This is a genomic window from Streptomyces swartbergensis (genome assembly GCF_002148965.1).
Taxonomy (GTDB): Bacteria; Actinomycetota; Actinomycetes; order Streptomycetales; family Streptomycetaceae; genus Streptomyces; species Streptomyces swartbergensis.
Window position 1 is genome coordinate 1 of sequence record NZ_NGFN01000221.1, and the last position, 14,671, is coordinate 14,671.

17 protein-coding genes are annotated in these 14,671 nt (G+C 72.5%); 11 read left to right on the forward strand and 6 right to left on the reverse strand.

The window, feature by feature from the left end; translation table 11 throughout:
- The first annotated feature begins 191 nt into the window (after window positions 1-191).
- The 5 genes from CA983_RS28725 to CA983_RS28745 all read left to right on the forward strand — a co-directional run bounded on the left by CA983_RS28725 (window position 192) and on the right by CA983_RS28745 (window position 4,812).
- Complete coding sequence (locus tag CA983_RS28725; RefSeq protein WP_244207144.1) at window positions 192-1,220, forward strand: segregation and condensation protein A; 1,029 nt, start codon at window positions 192-194, stop codon at window positions 1,218-1,220.
- On the forward strand, window positions 1,217-1,906 hold the full coding sequence (scpB, locus tag CA983_RS28730; RefSeq protein WP_086603737.1) for an SMC-Scp complex subunit ScpB: 690 nt from the start codon (window positions 1,217-1,219) through the stop codon (window positions 1,904-1,906). Before CA983_RS28725 ends, scpB begins: the two co-directional genes overlap by 4 nt.
- Entirely contained in the window at window positions 1,906-2,967 is a 1,062-nt protein-coding gene (locus CA983_RS28735; protein WP_086603738.1) for a pseudouridine synthase, read from the forward strand. The genes scpB and CA983_RS28735 overlap by 1 nt, the downstream gene beginning before the upstream one ends.
- Window positions 2,968-3,039: 72 nt before the next feature.
- Window positions 3,040-4,059, forward strand: a complete 1,020-nt coding sequence (locus CA983_RS28740; protein WP_086603739.1) for an ADP-ribosylglycohydrolase family protein — start codon at window positions 3,040-3,042, stop codon at window positions 4,057-4,059.
- A gap of 3 nt (window positions 4,060-4,062) precedes the next feature.
- Window positions 4,063-4,812 carry a nucleotidyltransferase domain-containing protein gene (locus CA983_RS28745; protein ID WP_086603740.1) on the forward strand — a complete coding sequence of 250 codons (750 nt, stop codon included), beginning with the start codon at window positions 4,063-4,065 and terminating at the stop codon, window positions 4,810-4,812.
- On the opposite strand, the gene CA983_RS28750 is transcribed toward CA983_RS28745, so the two are convergent.
- Window positions 4,738-5,481 (reverse strand): nucleotidyltransferase domain-containing protein, encoded by a 744-nt coding sequence (locus CA983_RS28750; RefSeq protein WP_086603741.1) that lies wholly within the window; start codon window positions 5,479-5,481, stop codon window positions 4,738-4,740. The genes CA983_RS28745 and CA983_RS28750 overlap by 75 nt on opposite strands.
- Before the next feature lie 21 nt (window positions 5,482-5,502).
- On the reverse strand, window positions 5,503-5,949 hold the full coding sequence (locus tag CA983_RS28755) for a Rieske (2Fe-2S) protein (RefSeq protein WP_086603742.1): 447 nt from the start codon (window positions 5,947-5,949) through the stop codon (window positions 5,503-5,505).
- Window positions 5,950-6,161: 212 nt separating this feature from the next.
- Between CA983_RS28755 and aroH the strand changes: the two genes are divergently transcribed.
- From aroH to der, 5 genes are all read left to right on the forward strand, one after another.
- Window positions 6,162-6,524, forward strand: coding sequence for a chorismate mutase (aroH, locus tag CA983_RS28760; RefSeq protein WP_086603743.1), 363 nt, complete (start codon window positions 6,162-6,164; stop codon window positions 6,522-6,524).
- The gene (locus CA983_RS28765) at window positions 6,521-7,606 is read left to right on the forward strand and encodes a prephenate dehydrogenase (RefSeq protein ID WP_086603744.1); all 1,086 of its coding nucleotides are present in this window, start codon (window positions 6,521-6,523) and stop codon (window positions 7,604-7,606) included. Before aroH ends, CA983_RS28765 begins: the two co-directional genes overlap by 4 nt.
- Window positions 7,607-7,723: 117 nt before the next feature.
- Window positions 7,724-8,404: a (d)CMP kinase gene (gene cmk, locus CA983_RS28770; RefSeq protein WP_086603745.1), complete on the forward strand. Its 681-nt coding sequence runs from the start codon at window positions 7,724-7,726 to the stop codon at window positions 8,402-8,404.
- Entirely contained in the window at window positions 8,401-9,051 is a 651-nt protein-coding gene (locus CA983_RS28775) for a lysophospholipid acyltransferase family protein (RefSeq protein WP_086603746.1), read from the forward strand. The genes cmk and CA983_RS28775 overlap by 4 nt, the downstream gene beginning before the upstream one ends.
- An 80-nt stretch (window positions 9,052-9,131) precedes the next feature.
- Window positions 9,132-10,628: a ribosome biogenesis GTPase Der gene (der, locus tag CA983_RS28780; RefSeq protein ID WP_086603747.1), complete on the forward strand. Its 1,497-nt coding sequence runs from the start codon at window positions 9,132-9,134 to the stop codon at window positions 10,626-10,628.
- A gap of 59 nt (window positions 10,629-10,687) precedes the next feature.
- Here the strand turns inward: der and CA983_RS28785 are convergent, their stop codons facing one another.
- Entirely contained in the window at window positions 10,688-11,083 is a 396-nt protein-coding gene (locus CA983_RS28785; protein WP_086603748.1) for a hypothetical protein, read from the reverse strand.
- Window positions 11,084-11,168: 85 nt separating this feature from the next.
- The gene (locus CA983_RS28790) at window positions 11,169-11,951 is read right to left on the reverse strand and encodes a hypothetical protein (RefSeq protein WP_086603749.1); all 783 of its coding nucleotides are present in this window, start codon (window positions 11,949-11,951) and stop codon (window positions 11,169-11,171) included.
- Between the two features lie 544 nt (window positions 11,952-12,495).
- On the opposite strand from CA983_RS28790, the gene CA983_RS28795 reads away from it, so the two are divergent.
- Complete coding sequence (locus tag CA983_RS28795; RefSeq protein ID WP_086603750.1) at window positions 12,496-13,137, forward strand: LysM peptidoglycan-binding domain-containing protein; 642 nt, start codon at window positions 12,496-12,498, stop codon at window positions 13,135-13,137.
- 70 nt (window positions 13,138-13,207) lie between these two features.
- Here the strand turns inward: CA983_RS28795 and CA983_RS28800 are convergent, their stop codons facing one another.
- The gene (locus CA983_RS28800) at window positions 13,208-13,849 is read right to left on the reverse strand and encodes an ATP-binding cassette domain-containing protein (protein ID WP_086603751.1); all 642 of its coding nucleotides are present in this window, start codon (window positions 13,847-13,849) and stop codon (window positions 13,208-13,210) included.
- A partial coding sequence (locus CA983_RS28805; protein ID WP_244207145.1) for an ABC transporter ATP-binding protein occupies window positions 13,846-14,671 on the reverse strand: 826 nt, incomplete at its 5' end. The genes CA983_RS28805 and CA983_RS28800, both read right to left, overlap by 4 nt.

Consider the following 14,671-nt stretch of genomic DNA (forward strand, 5'->3'; position numbering starts at 1 on the left):
GGCGTGAGCATCCGACTCCGGGGTCGGCGACGGGGCGTGAGCATGCTCCCCCTGGGCCTGGGGCGGGGCGTGAGCATCCTCCCCCTGGGTCGGTGACAGGGCATGAGCATCCCGCCCCCGGGCCGGTGGCGGGGCGTGAGCATGCTCCCCCCGGGTCGGTGACAGCGCATGAGCATCCCGCCCCCGGGCCGGTGGCTGCTGCTGAGATCGCCCCTCCGGTCGCCGAGTCCGTCGGGACCGGGTCCCGGCACGAATCGCTCGCTTCCGCCTCTGGGGCCGACACCGGCGCCGAGGCTGTTCCTCCGCGGGCCCTGGCCGAAGCCGGGGCGGCCCCCGTAGCGCAGGCCCCGCAGGGCCGGGGCGAGTCGGGGAGCACCGCCCAGCCCTCGGCTGACGGTTCCGGCGGCGATGACGGGGTCTTCAAGGTCCGGCTCGCCAACTTCGAGGGGCCCTTCGATCTGCTGCTTCAGTTGATCTCCAGGCACAAGCTGGACGTCACCGAGGTCGCGCTGTCGAAGGTGACCGACGAGTTCATGGCGTACATCCGGGCGATGGGGCCGGACTGGGACCTGGACGAGACGACCGAGTTCCTCGTCGTCGCGGCCACGCTGCTCGATCTGAAGGCGGCACGGCTGCTGCCCGCCGCCGAGGTGGAGGACGAGGGCGACCTCGCGCTGCTCGAAGCCCGGGACCTGCTGTTCGCCCGGCTGCTCCAGTACCGCGCGTACAAGCAGGTCGCCGACATCTTCAGCGGGCGGCTCGACGACGAGGCCCGGCGCTATCCGCGTACCGTCGGGCTCGAACCCCACCATGCCGAGCTGCTGCCCGACGTGGTCATCAGCATCGGCGCGGAAGGGTTCGCCAAGCTCGCCGTGAAGGCGATGCAGCCCAAGCCCAAGCCGCAGGTGTACGTCGACCACATCCACGCCCCGCTGGTCAGCGTGCAGGAGCAGGCCGGGATCGTCGTCGCGCGGCTCAGGGAGCTCGGTGAGGCCAGCTTCCGGGTCCTCGTCGAGGACACCGACGACACACTGACCGTCGTCGCCCGGTTCCTCGCGCTGCTGGAGCTGTACCGCGAGAAGGCCGTCGCGCTGGAGCAGGAGACCGCGCTCGGTGAACTGCTCGTGCGGTGGACCGGCGGGGACGGGGACGAGACACCGACCGTCACCGACGAGTTCGACCGGCCGCCCGAGCCGCCGAAGGAGGAGAAGAAGGCATGAGCCAGGAAGCCACCGAGGTCCCGGCCGGGCTGCGTGCCGTCGCCGGCCTCGATCTCAAGCCCGCGCTGGAGGCCGTCCTCATGGTCGTGGACGAGCCCGCGACCGAGGAGCACCTCGCGAAGATACTGGAGCGTCCGAAGCGCCAGATCGCGGACGCGCTGCGCGAGCTGGCCGACGAGTACACCGTCCAGGGGCGCGGCTTCGAGCTGAGGTTCGTGGCGAACGGCTGGCGGTTCTACACCCGCGCCGAGTACGCGCCCGCCGTCGAGCGGTTCGTGCTGGACGGCCAGCAGGCCCGCCTCACCCAGGCCGCCCTGGAGACCCTGGCCGTCGTCGCCTACCGCCAGCCGGTCAGCCGCAGCCGGGTCTCGGCCGTACGCGGAGTCAACTGCGACGGCGTCATGCGCACCCTCCTCCAGCGCGGTCTGATCGAGGAGGCGGGCACGGAACCCGAAACAGGTGCGATCCTGTACACGACGACGAACTACTTTCTGGAGCGGATGGGCCTGCGCGGCCTGGACGAGCTCCCGGAACTCGCGCCCTTCCTCCCGGAGGCGGAGGCGATCGAGGCCGAGACCCAGGAAGGCGTACCGTCGTTCGACCCGGACGCGCCTGATGACGACGTGCCGGGTCGCCGCCCGGTCACCCCGGGTACCGACGACGAAGACGACCAGACGGAACTTTGATGCGAAGCAGCGGCAGCGGCAAGAGCGGCGGACGCGGTAACCACCGCGGCGCCGGCAACGACAGGGACCAGAAGCAGGGGCAGGGCCGCCCCCGCAAGCCCCGCCCGGAGGAGCGCCGCTACGACGTGGGCCCCGGAGCGACCAAGGACGGCCCCAAGGCCGGGCGCGGCGGCGCCGCACGCGGCGGAGCCAAGGGCGGGCCCAAGCAGCCCCAGAAGGGCGGTCGTACGGCCCCGGCGCGCCCCCGCGAGTACGAGGCGAAGATCGAGGAGCGCAACCGCGACCGGTACGCCGGGAAGAAGGAGGTCAAGCTCCCGAAGACCTTCCCGGGCGCCGAGCAGGAGGGCGAGCGCATCCAGAAGGTCCTCGCCCGCGCGGGCTTCGGCTCCCGGCGTGCCTGCGAGGAGCTGATCGACGAGGCCCGCGTCGAGGTCAACGGCGAGATCGTGCTGGAGCAGGGGCGGCGGGTCGACCCGGAGAAGGACGAGATCAAGGTCGACGGTCTGACCGTCGCCACGCAGAGCTACCAGTTCTTCGCGCTGAACAAGCCCGCCGGGGTCGTCTCCACCATGGAGGACCCGGAGGGGCGGCAGTGCCTCGGTGACTACGTCACCAACCGCGAGACCCGGCTCTTCCACGTCGGGCGGCTCGACACCGAGACCGAGGGTGTCATCCTGCTCACCAACCACGGCGAGCTGGCCCACCGGCTGACCCACCCCCGGTACGGCGTGAAGAAGACCTACCTCGCGCACATCGTCGGCCCGATCCCGCGCGACCTGGGCAAGCAGCTCAAGGACGGCATCCAGCTGGAGGACGGCTACGCGCGCGCGGACCACTTCCGGGTCGTCCAGCAGACCGGCAAGAACTACCTCGTCGAGGTCACCCTGCACGAGGGCCGCAAGCACATCGTGCGCCGGATGCTCGCGGAGGCCGGTTTCCCGGTCGACAAGCTGGTCCGCACCGCCTTCGGCCCGATCACCCTCGGCGACCAGAAGTCCGGCTGGCTGCGGCGGCTGTCCAACACGGAGGTCGGCATGCTGATGCAGGAAGTCGATCTCTAGGCTTACGCGGACAGCCCGGGTGCCGCGAGTTCCCCGTGTCCTTCAGGGCGCGGGGACGGAAGGACTTCTGACATGGTCACGCTCGTCTACAAGCAAGCCGCCACCGGAGCGCTGACCGGTCTCGCCCTGGGGGACGCGCTGGGGTATCCGACCGAGTTCAGCGACGTGCCGACGATCGTCGCCAGGTTCGGTCCGTGGCGGCGGATGGACCTGCCGGCACCGGCGATCGTCACCGACGACACGCAGATGACGCTGGCGCTCGGCCGGGGCATCCGGACGGCGATGGACCGGGGTGTGCTCGAACCCGAGGGCATGGCCGACGCCGTACGGCGGGAGTTCATCGCCTGGAACCGCTCTCCGGAGAACAACCGCGCTCCCGGCAACACGTGTCTGCGGGCCTGCGCCCTGCTGGAGCACGCGGACCGCCCCTGGCAGGACGCCAGCCAGATCCACTCCAAGGGCTGTGGCGCCAACATGCGTGTCGCGCCCCTGGGGCTGGTCCCCGGCCTGAGTGACGAACAGCGCGCCGGTGCCGCCCAGTTGCAGTCCGCCCTCACCCACGGGCACCCCACCGCGCTCGCCGCGTCCGACCTCACCGCGCACGCCGTACGGCTGCTCGCGCAGGGCGCCGAGCCGGCCGGGCTGATCGGTCTGCTCCGCTCGTACGCCCTGGAGAACCGCAGCCACTACCACGAGCGCTGGCTCGGCGACCTGTGGCGCCGGGCCCAGGACCCGAGCCCCGAGCAGTTCATCGCGCGCGGCTGGGACGAGTGCCTGGCGGTCCTCGACCGGCTGGAGCACGCCGTGGGCACCGTCTCGCCCGAGACCGACCCGTGCCTGGCCACCGGGGAGGGCTGGATCGCCGAAGAGGCCCTGGCGACCGGGCTGCTGTGCTTCCTGCTCTTCCCCGACGAGCCGCTCACGGCCCTGCGCCGCGCCGCCTGCACCGCGGGCGACTCGGATTCCATCGCCTGCCTGGCCGGCGCCTTCGCCGGCGCATACCTGGGCGCGGAGTGCTGGCCGGGCGAGTGGGCCGACCGGATCGAGTACCGGAGCGACCTGCTGACCCTCGGCGCGCTCTGGGACGCGTGACGGATGACCGGTGTTCTGGACATCGACCTGGCGCCCGTGGTGGCCGAACAGCCCGACCCGGTGCTCTTCGCGACCGTCTCCGGCGCCCACCTCTACGGCTTCCCGTCCCTCGACTCGGACGTGGACCTGCGGGGCGCGCACCTGCTGCCGGCCGCCGATCTGGTGGGGCTGCGCGAGCCGCAGGAGACCCGGTCGCGGATGTGGGAGCGGGACGGTGTCGAGATGGACCTCGTCACGCACGACCTGCGCAAGTTCGTACGCCTGATGCTGCGCCGCAACGGCTACGTGCTGGAGCAGCTGCTCTCGCCGCTCGTCGTGCACACGACCGGCACACACGAGGAGCTGGTCGCGCTCGCCCCCGGCGTCCTCACCAGCCACCACGCCCACCACTACCGAGGCTTCGCGACCACGCAGTGGCGGCTGTTCGAGAAGAGCGGCGAGCTCAAGCCGCTGCTCTACACCTTCCGCGTCCTGCTGACCGGCATCCATCTGATGCGCAGCGGCGAGGTGCAGGCGCATCTGCCGACGCTGCTCGGTGAAATCGACGCTCCCGCCTACGTGCCGGATCTCATCGCGGCGAAGGCCGAGCGGGAACACGGGCCGGCCGAGGTCGACCACGCGCGCGTGCGGTCGGACGTCGAGCGGTTGCGGGGCGCGCTCGACGAGGCACAGCAGGCCTCAGCCCTGGCGTCGGCCCCGGTCGTCCACGACGCCCTGCACGACCTCGTCGTACGGGTCCGCCTCGAGGGCTGAGGCGCGGCGGGCGCGGGCGAGGAAGTCCTCCACGCGCCGCCGGTCCGGTGCGGCCGGGAGCGGGCTGCGGCCGGCGGCCTCGGAGGCCTCCTGCTCCAGGCGGGTCATCCAGGACTCGACCCCGGACCAGGGCACCTCGCCGCGCTTCACCGCGAGCMGCGGCTCGCGGTGGTCGCCGACGTCCACCGTGAGCGAGCCCGTGCGCAGCAGGTCCCGGGCGCTGACGAGCAGGCGCAGCAGATGCATTGCGTGCTTCCAGCGCGGGGCGCCGTGGGCGCGGACGTCGGCTTCCAGCTTGCGGCGCTGGCCGTGCGCGTACCGGATGAACGTCTCGTGGACCCGCCGGGACAGGAACGCTCCCCGCAGGGCGAGCAGCTCGCGGCCGGTGGCGTCGGCGTACTCGACGAGCGGGGAGTGCAGGCACTCCAGGATGTTGGGGTTGGCGCGCAGGGCCAGCTCGCAGAAGCGTTCCAGCTCCCAGCTGAACTGCTCCTCGGCCGGGCCCTCGACGTGTGTCGGCGGCTTGTCGAAGCGCCAGAACAGAGGGGTGGGAGCCAGGAACACGCCACGGCGGTCGGTGTCGCTGTCGTCCGTCGCCAGGCCGAAGGCGCGCGAACCCATCACACAGGCGTAGATCGTGTGGTCGCGTACCAGGGTCTCGGGCTGCATCCCGGGAGCGTACGCGGGCTCTCACGTCAGGCGAACCGAGTTTCCCTCCACGGTGATCTGCTCGGCCGGCAGCGGCCGCGTCGCCGGGCCGTGGGCCACCGATCCGTCGGCGATGCGGAACTTGCTGCCGTGGCAGACGCAGTTGATGGTGCCGTCGGAGACGGACGCCACCGTGCAGCGCTGGTGGGTGCAGATCGCCGAGAAGGCCTTGAACTGTCCCTGCTCGGGCTGGGTGACCACGACCTCTTCGTCCTTGAAGATCTTGCCGCCGCCGACGGGGATCTCGTCCGTGGAGGCCAGCTCCTGACCGGCGGGGGCGCTCGTCCCCGCCTCCTGGTCGGTGGCGGAGCCCGTCGGCGTGGAGCCGCTGTCGTCGTCGCCGCCTCCGCCGCAGGCCGCGACGAGCGCCGCCGCGCCGGTCGCGCCCGTCGCGAGGAGGACCGTGCGGCGTGTGGTGCTGGTGGTCATGTCGTCTCTCCGTGGATGCCGAGGGGATGCCGTGGATATGATCCCGAATAGGAATAAATCGGAAATAGTTGCATCCTGGCACTCGATGTGCCCGAGGAGAAGCAACCCGGCGTCTCACCGGGCGGGCGCCGCGCACCCCGTCCGCGCGGGCTGACTAGGCTTGACACACAGAGCGACACGCAGTCACACGCACGTCAGCAAGGAGCATCGCCGTGGCGGTACGAGCGGTCCGGGGCGCCGTCCAACTCGAACGGGACGAGGCCGGGCACATGGACGAGCAGGTCGGCGCCCTGCTCACGGCCATCCTGGAGCGCAACGACCTCACCGCCGAGGACCTGATCAGCATCTGGTTCACGGCCACGCCCGACCTGCACAGCGACTTCCCGGCGGCCGCCGCCCGGAAGCTCGGCATCGTCGACGTCCCGCTGATCTGCGCGCAGGAACTGGACATCGAGGGCGCCATGCCGCGCGTAGTCCGCGTCCTCGCGCACATCGAGTCGGACCGGTCCCGCGCCGACATCGCCCACGTCTACCTCGGCGCCGCGGGCGCCCTGCGCAAGGACATCGCCCAGTGAGGACCGCACTCGTCATCGGAACCGGGCTGATCGGCACGTCCGCCGCCCTGGCCCTGTCCCAGCGGGGCGTCACCGTGCACCTCGCCGACCACGACGCGGAGCAGGCCCGTACGGCGGCCGCGCTCGGCGCCGGCACGGACGAGGCGCCGGACGGGCCCGTCGACCTCGCGATCGTGGCCGCACCGCCCGCGCACGTGGCCGACGTGCTCGCCGACGCCATGCGCCGCGGTGTGGCGCGCGGCTACCTCGACGTCGCCAGCGTCAAGGGCGGACCGCGCCGCGAGCTGGAGGCACGCGGCCTCGACCTGTCCGTGTACATCGGTTCGCACCCGATGTCCGGCCGGGAGAAGTCCGGCCCGCTCGCCGCCACCGGCGACCTCTTCGAGGGCCGCCCGTGGGTGCTGACCCCGACCCGGGACACCGACACCGAGGTGCTGAACCTCGCCCTGGAACTGGTCTCGCACTGCCGTGCCGTGCCGGTCGTGATGGACGCCGACGCCCACGACCGTGCCGTCGCCCTCGTCTCCCACATGCCCCACCTGGTCTCCAGCCTCGTCGCCGCGCGCCTGGAGCACGCCGAGGAGGCCGCCGTACGGCTGTGCGGGCAGGGCATCCGGGACGTGACCCGGATCGCCGCCTCCGATCCCGGCATGTGGATCGACATCCTCTCCGCGAACCCCGGGCCGGTCGCCGACCTGCTCACGGACGTCGCCGCCGACCTGGAGGAGACCGTGCGGGCCCTGCGCGCCCTCCAGTCCGCCGACGAGGACAAGCGCCGTGACGGCACCACCGGCATCGAGGACGTCCTGCGACGCGGCAACGCCGGGCAGGTCCGCGTCCCCGGCAAGCACGGATCCGCCCCGCGGGCCTACGAGGTCGTGGCCGTGCTCATCGACGACCAGCCGGGACAGCTGGCCCGGATCTTCGCGGACGCGGGCAGGGCCGGCGTCAACATCGAGGACGTGCGCATCGAGCACGCGACCGGGCAGCAGGCCGGTCTGGTGCAGCTGATGGTGGAGCCGAAGGCGGCGCCCGTGCTGAGTGCCGCGCTGCGGGACCGGGGCTGGGCGATCCGGCAGTAGTGCATGCTGGAGGTGGCTGACCGACGCGCGGCCGGACGAGTGACCCGCACCCAGTAACCTTGTGCGGGGCCGTCGCGCCCTCACCCCCGCCAGCCCGGTCCAGGAAGGTCCCCCACTGTGGAAAGCGCCACGCCAGTGATTGTCGCCATCGACGGCCCCGCCGGCACCGGCAAGTCGAGCACGTCGAAGGCTGTGGCGGCGCAGCTTGGCCTGAGCTACCTGGACACCGGCGCCCAGTACCGGGCGATCACGTGGTGGATGGTGAACAACGGCATCGACGTCGACGACCCGTCCGCCGTCGCCGCCGCCGCGGGCAAGCCCGAGATCGTCTCCGGCACCGACCCGGAGGGGCCGACCATCACGGTCGACGGCGTCGACGTGTCCGGCCCGATCCGCACCCAGGAGGTCTCCTCCAAGGTCAGCGCGGTCAGCGCGGTGCCCGAGGTGCGCGCCCGGATCACCGAGCTCCAGCGCTCGATCGCCGCCTCCGCGGCGAGCGGCATCGTGGTCGAGGGCCGTGACATCGGCACGACCGTGCTGCCGGACGCCGACCTGAAGATCTTCCTCACCGCCTCCCCGGAGGCGCGTGCCGCCCGCCGCAGCGGCGAGCTGAAGGGCGCCGACGTGCACTCCACCCGCGAGGCCCTGATCAAGCGGGACGAGGCCGACTCCAGCCGCAAGACCTCGCCGCTCGCCAAGGCGGACGACGCGGTCGAGGTGGACACCACCGAGCTCACGCTGGCCCAGGTCATCGAGTGCGTCGTCACCCTCGTCGAGGAGAAGCGGGCCGGGAAGTGACCGACCAACTGCCTTCCCTGCGGGGCGCCGACGTCGGGCGGCGCATCGGCGTCGGCCTCATGTACGGGCTGTGGAAGCCGCGCGTGCTCGGCGCCTGGCGGGTGCCCACGACCGGCCCGGTGATCCTCGCCGTCAACCACTCCCACATCATCGACGGCCCGATGGTCATGGGCGTGGCGCCCCGGCCGACGCACTTCCTGATCAAGAAGGAGGCGTTCATCGGCCCGCTCGACCCCTTCCTGACCGGCATCGGCCAGGTGAAGGTGGACCGCGACACCACCGACCGCACGGCGATCACCCGGGCGCTCGGCGTGCTGGAGAACGGCGGCGTGCTCGGCATCTTCCCGGAGGGCACCCGGGGCGAGGGCGACTTCGCCTCGCTGCGCGCCGGGCTCGCGTACTTCGCGGTGCGCAGCGGCGCCCCGATCGTGCCGGTCGCCGTGCTGGGAAGTTCCGACAAGCGCGGACGGTTGATAAAGGAGCTGCCTGCGCTGCGGTCCCGCGTCGACGTCGTCTTCGGGGAGCCCTTCGAGGCGGGCGACGGCAGCGGGCGCCGTACGCGCACGGCGCTGGACGAGGCGACCGGGCGCATCCAGAAGCAGCTCGCCGCCCACCTGGAAAACGCCAGGCGCTTCACCGGGCGCTAGACAAGACTGAGTAGTGGATCAGCCCGCGGGACAGCGGGTACTCCACCGACCACCACGATGAACGACGAGGTACGGACTTCATGAACGACCAGACCCAGCCCGACGGCTCGGACGCGTACGAAGGCGCGCCCGAGCACGACCACGGGGCGCTCGGCGACGCCGAGTACGCGGAGTTCATGGAGCTCGCCGTGGAGGAGGGCTTCGACCTCGAGGACGTCGAGGGCGCGATCGAGGCGGCCGGGCACGGCCCGCTGCCCGTCCTCGCCGTGGTCGGCCGCCCCAATGTCGGCAAGTCGACCCTGGTGAACCGCATCATCGGCCGCCGCGAGGCCGTCGTCGAGGACAAGCCCGGTGTCACCCGCGACCGTGTGACCTACGAGGCCGAGTGGGCGGGCCGCCGCTTCAAGGTCGTCGACACCGGCGGCTGGGAGCAGGACGTCCTCGGCATCGACGCCTCCGTGGCCGCCCAGGCCGAGTACGCCATCGAGGCGGCCGACGCGGTGGTCTTCGTCGTCGACGCCAAGGTCGGCGCCACCGACACCGACGAGGCCGTCGTACGGCTGCTGCGCAAGGCCGGCAAGCCGGTCGTGCTGTGCGCCAACAAGGTGGACGGCCCGAGCGGCGAGGCCGACGCGGCCTACCTGTGGTCGCTGGGCCTGGGGGAGCCGTACCCGGTCTCGGCGCTGCACGGCCGAGGCACCGGCGACATGCTCGACCAGGTCCTGGAGGTGCTGCCGGAGGCGCCGCGCGAGACGTTCGGCGGGGGCGGCATCGGCGGGCCGCGTCGCATCGCCCTGATCGGCCGCCCGAACGTGGGCAAGTCCTCGCTGCTGAACAAGGTGGCCGGTGAGGAGCGCGTCGTCGTCAATGAAATCGCCGGCACCACCCGCGACCCGGTCGACGAGCTGATCGAACTGGGCGGCGTCACCTGGAAGTTCGTCGACACGGCGGGCATCCGCAAGCGCGTCCACCTCCAGCAGGGCGCCGACTACTACGCCTCGCTGCGCACCGCCGCCGCCGTCGAGAAGGCGGAGGTCGCGGTCATCCTCATCGACGCCTCCGAGTCCATCTCGGTGCAGGACCAGCGGATCGTCACCATGGCCGTCGAGGCGGGCCGTGCGATCGTCCTCGCCTTCAACAAGTGGGACACCCTCGACGAGGAGCGCCGCTACTACCTGGAGCGGGAGATCGAGACCGAGCTGGCCCAGGTGGCGTGGGCCCCGCGCGTCAATGTCTCGGCGCGCACCGGCCGCCACATGGAGAAGCTGGTCCCGGCGATCGAGACGGCCCTGGCGGGCTGGGAGACCCGGGTCCCGACCGGCAGGCTGAACGCGTTCCTCGGCGAGCTGGTCGCCGCCCATCCGCACCCGGTCCGGGGCGGCAAGCAGCCGCGCATCCTGTTCGGCACGCAGGCGGGCACCAAGCCGCCGCGGTTCGTACTGTTCGCGTCCGGCTTCATCGAGGCGGGCTACCGGCGCTTCATCGAGCGTCGCCTGCGCGAGGAGTTCGCCTTCGAGGGGACGCCGATCCACATCTCGGTGCGGGTGCGCGAGAAGCGCGGCGCGAAGAGGAAGTAGCACGAAGCAGCGGAAGGGCGGCCCCAGCCGGGGCCGCCCTTCCGCTGTACGGTCTCGCTTCAGACGCCGCTCCGCCGACCCGGTGGCAGTGCGGCCGGCACATGGTGCATCCCTGTGCCGTGCGAGCCGATGGTCCCGACGCGCTGCCACTGCGGCTGCTGTCCGGTGGCATGGCGGGCGCTCTGGGCACCCGCGCTGTAGGCACTGTACGAGCTGCTGTGCGAACTGCCGTACGCGTATGAGCCCGTACTGTGCGGGATGTTCCCGAACGCGGTGAAGCCGAATTTCTCCTCGCCGCTGCGGTCGCCGGGAAGTGCGCGGAAGGACTTGACGTACTCGGCGTAGAGCGCGTCGTAGATCGGCGTGGCCGATGGGCCGCGCTGGGAGTCCTGGGCCGAGCGTGCGGAGGGGATCGACGAGTAGGACTGGCGGCGGGGAACGTCGTATGCGTGCACGTATGTCCAAACGACCCCGCGGGTCAAGGGATGCGGCCCGGGTACGGCTTTCGCAGGGGTGTGGTCTGCCCGGGTGACGCGCGGCTCAGGTGCCGGCCAGCGGCAGCGCCGCGGCGACCAGCTTTCCGTTCGCCGCCGCCTTGTCCAGCGCGTCCCGCAACAGGTCCTCGCGCGGCTGGCGGCCGATCGAGCCGACCGGCGCGGCGAACAGCAGCACCTGCTGGTGCTTGTTGGCGGCCGCGCGCCAGCCCTCGGTGACCTGGAGCGGCTGGTGCGCCTGCCACCAGGCCACCGGCTGGCCGCCGTTGCTGCCGGGCTGGAGCACCGCGTGCAGCCGGCCCACGGCGAGCAGCACGGACCAGCCGTGCAGCACGGGCGGTACGGCGGACAGCTCGGTCAGCGGCATGAAGCCCTGCTCGATGAGCAGCGGCAGGAAGTCGTCGCCGGAACCCGTGGTGCCGGGCCGGGCGATGGGCGCCGTCGGCTCCACCACCAGGGCCGGGTGCAGCTCTCCGGCGATCAGCACGAGCCCGCTGGTCACGCCGAGCACCGCCTGCTCGGGCACCACCTTGTCGGGCTCCAGGTCGACGGTGTCGCCGGTGATGGACTTCACGGCGCCCCGGAGCTGTTCCTCGGTGACCTGGACGACCTGCGAGGGCAGGCAGCCGGCGTGGGCGAAGGCGAGGACGGCGGTCTCGTCCCCGATGAACAGGACGGTGCTGGTGCGCTCCTGCTCGGTGTTGCCCGGAGTGCGGCAGGACGTGCAGTCGTAACTGCCCGGGGCGGTCTCTCCGGCGAGCAGGCGGTCGGCTTCTTCGTCGCCGATCTCGGCGCGTACCTCGTCGCTGACGTCGAGCATGCGCGGCACGGGTGGCTCCCTCGGGGATGCGGTGCGTGGCGAGGCCGGGTGGCTCCCGGCCCGTGGTCCGGGTGGGCCCCGGCTCATGAAGAAGACAACGGACGATCTGTGGCGGGAGTCACGCCCCAGAGCGAACGGAATCGAACCATCCAGCGCACAGGGTCACGCTCGGCGCGGAATCGCGTACTCACCGTCAAGTCGCCGCTTGGTAAAGGGTGTTGAAGGGGTGAGGTGGGTCACAGGTCGTCGGGTGGGTTGGTCGATATATCAGGAAATCCGGGAATGAAGTGGGTGTCCTGAAATAGCCGTTACCCGAGGTATCGGGGAACTGGCCTGGCAAGACGGGCGACCGGTTGATGACGGACCGTCAACCTCCTTAGATTCCTCGGCCGTGTGCAGCGAGCACCGCTCGGGTACGTCCGCCGGCCGCGTGATTCTCCGGAACCACGCGCAGCGCCACACCGGCGGACGGGGCGAGCGCGACCCACGCGCCCCATGGCGCGGGGGTGGCGCCCCGCCTTGGGGGACCCCGGGTGTTTCGAGAGGGAACTACATGTCCGAATGTGCCGATACCACGCGCGACAACGCTCGGAAGAACAAGGTTCGTACGACGGCGGTCCTCGCCGGCGCGGCACTGCTCGCGCCCCTCGGACTGCTCGCCGCGACCGGAAACGCCGCGGCGGCTGACAGCGGAGTGTGGGACCGCATCGCCCAGTGCGAGAGCGGCGGCGACTGGCACATCAACACCGGCAACGGCTACTACGGCGGACTCCAGTTCGCCGCCTCCACCTGGCGCGCCTACGGCGGCACGGCCTACGCGCCCACCGCCGACCAGGCGAGCAAGTCCCAGCAGATCGCCGTCGCCACCAAGGTCCAGCGCGCCCAGGGATGGGGCGCCTGGCCGACCTGCTCGGCACGTGCCGGGGCGAGCGGCAGCGCACCCGCGGCGTCCGCGGCCGACCCGGTCACGTCCACCGAGTCCGCTCCGGCGAAGCCCTCGAAGACGCCGGCGCGTTCCACGGCACACCCGGACCGCGGCTCCTCCCGCGGCGACTACACCGTCCGCGAGGGCGACACGCTGAGCGGCGTCGCCGCCCGGCACGGGACCACCTGGCAGCACCTCTACGCCGCCAACAAGACCGCCATCGGCGGCGATCCCGACGTGATCGTGCCCGGCCTGCGCCTCGACATCTGAGCCGCTCCCGCCCGTCGGGACACGCGGGCTCCGTCCGGCCGGCCGGACGGAGCCTCGGCGTGCCAGCGGCTCACGGTCCCAGCTCGCTCGCCTCCCCGGCGAAAGCGACGGTCCCGCGGCGCAGTTCGTACACCAGGACCGGCCGGTCCCGCAGCGCGGGCGGCAGGCGCTGCTCGGCGACCACCACGCACGCGTCGAGCCCGCTCAGCAGCCCGTAGGTGCGGGCCGCGACCGAGGGCGACATGCCCTGGGCGGGCTCGTCGACGAGCACCACGCGCGCGCGTGCCAGCAGCGCCCGGGACAGGGCGAGCATGCGCTGCTCCCCGCCGGAGAGGGTGCCGGCGCGCCGCTCCAGCAGGGGCCGTAGCTGCGGATAGGCGTCGAGGGCCGGGCCGTGGTCCGGGGCGGCGAGTTCGAGGTTCTCGTGCACGGTGAGCGAGCCGAACACGGCCTGCCGCTCCGGCACCAGGCACAGCCCGCGCCGGGCCCGCTCGTACGCCGGTACGCGGGTCACGTCGACGCCGTCCCACACCACGGCGCCGCCCGACAGAGGCACCGTTCCGGCCAGGGCGCGCAGGGCGGTGCTGCGGCCGGAGCCGTTGCGGCCCAGCAGCACGGTCAGGCCCGGGCCGGGGGCGGCGAGGGTGACGCCGTGCAGGGCCTCCAGGGGGCCGTAGCGCACGCGCGCGTGGCGCAGGGAGACGGTGGTCATCGCCCGGCCGCCGATCCCGGGGCGTCCAGGACGCGCCCGGGCGGGCCGGAGGCGACGATCCGGCCCGCCGTCATCACGTGCACGACATCGGCGAGCCCGGCGACCAGGTCCAGGTCGTGCTCGACGACGAGCAGGGCCGTGCCGTCGGCGGCCAGGGCCTTCAGGACCCGGGTCAGAGCGGCCACTTCGGCGGTGTCGAGCCCGGCGGCGGGCTCGTCGAGCAGCAGGACGCGCGGGGCGCCCGCGAGGGCCCGGGCCAGTTCGACGCGGCGCAGCGTCCCCGTGGGCAGTCCGGCGGCGGGCAGCGCCCGCACCGGCCCGTCCAGACCGAGCAGCCTGAGCGTCCGCTCCACGGTGCCCGGGTCGGTCACCCGGCCCTGTTCGGCGCCCACCCGGACGTTCTCGGCCACGGTCAGCGACGGGAAGACGGCCAGTTGCTGGAAGGTCCGCGCGACACCGAGCCGGGTGCGGGCGTGCGCGGGCAGTGCGGTGATGTCCCGCCCGCCGAGGCGCACCGACCCGCGCGCGGGCCGCAGCGTCCCGGCCAGACAGTGGAACAGGGTGCTTTTTCCGGCCCCGTTGGGGCCCACGACCGCGGTGATCCGCCCGGGGAAGACGTCCAAGTCGACCCCGTCGAGGGCGGTGAAGCCGCCGTAGTGGGCGTGGAGGCGGCGGGCGGTGAGGACGGGGGAGGACGCGGCCGTGGCCCGGCCGGTGGGCGGTCGGGCCGCTTGCCGAGCCCCGCCCGCGCGCGGCAGGGGCTCCTTGAAGGGCCCGGCGGTCGCCTCGCCCGCTGCCGGGGGCTCTGGAGCGGCAGGGGAC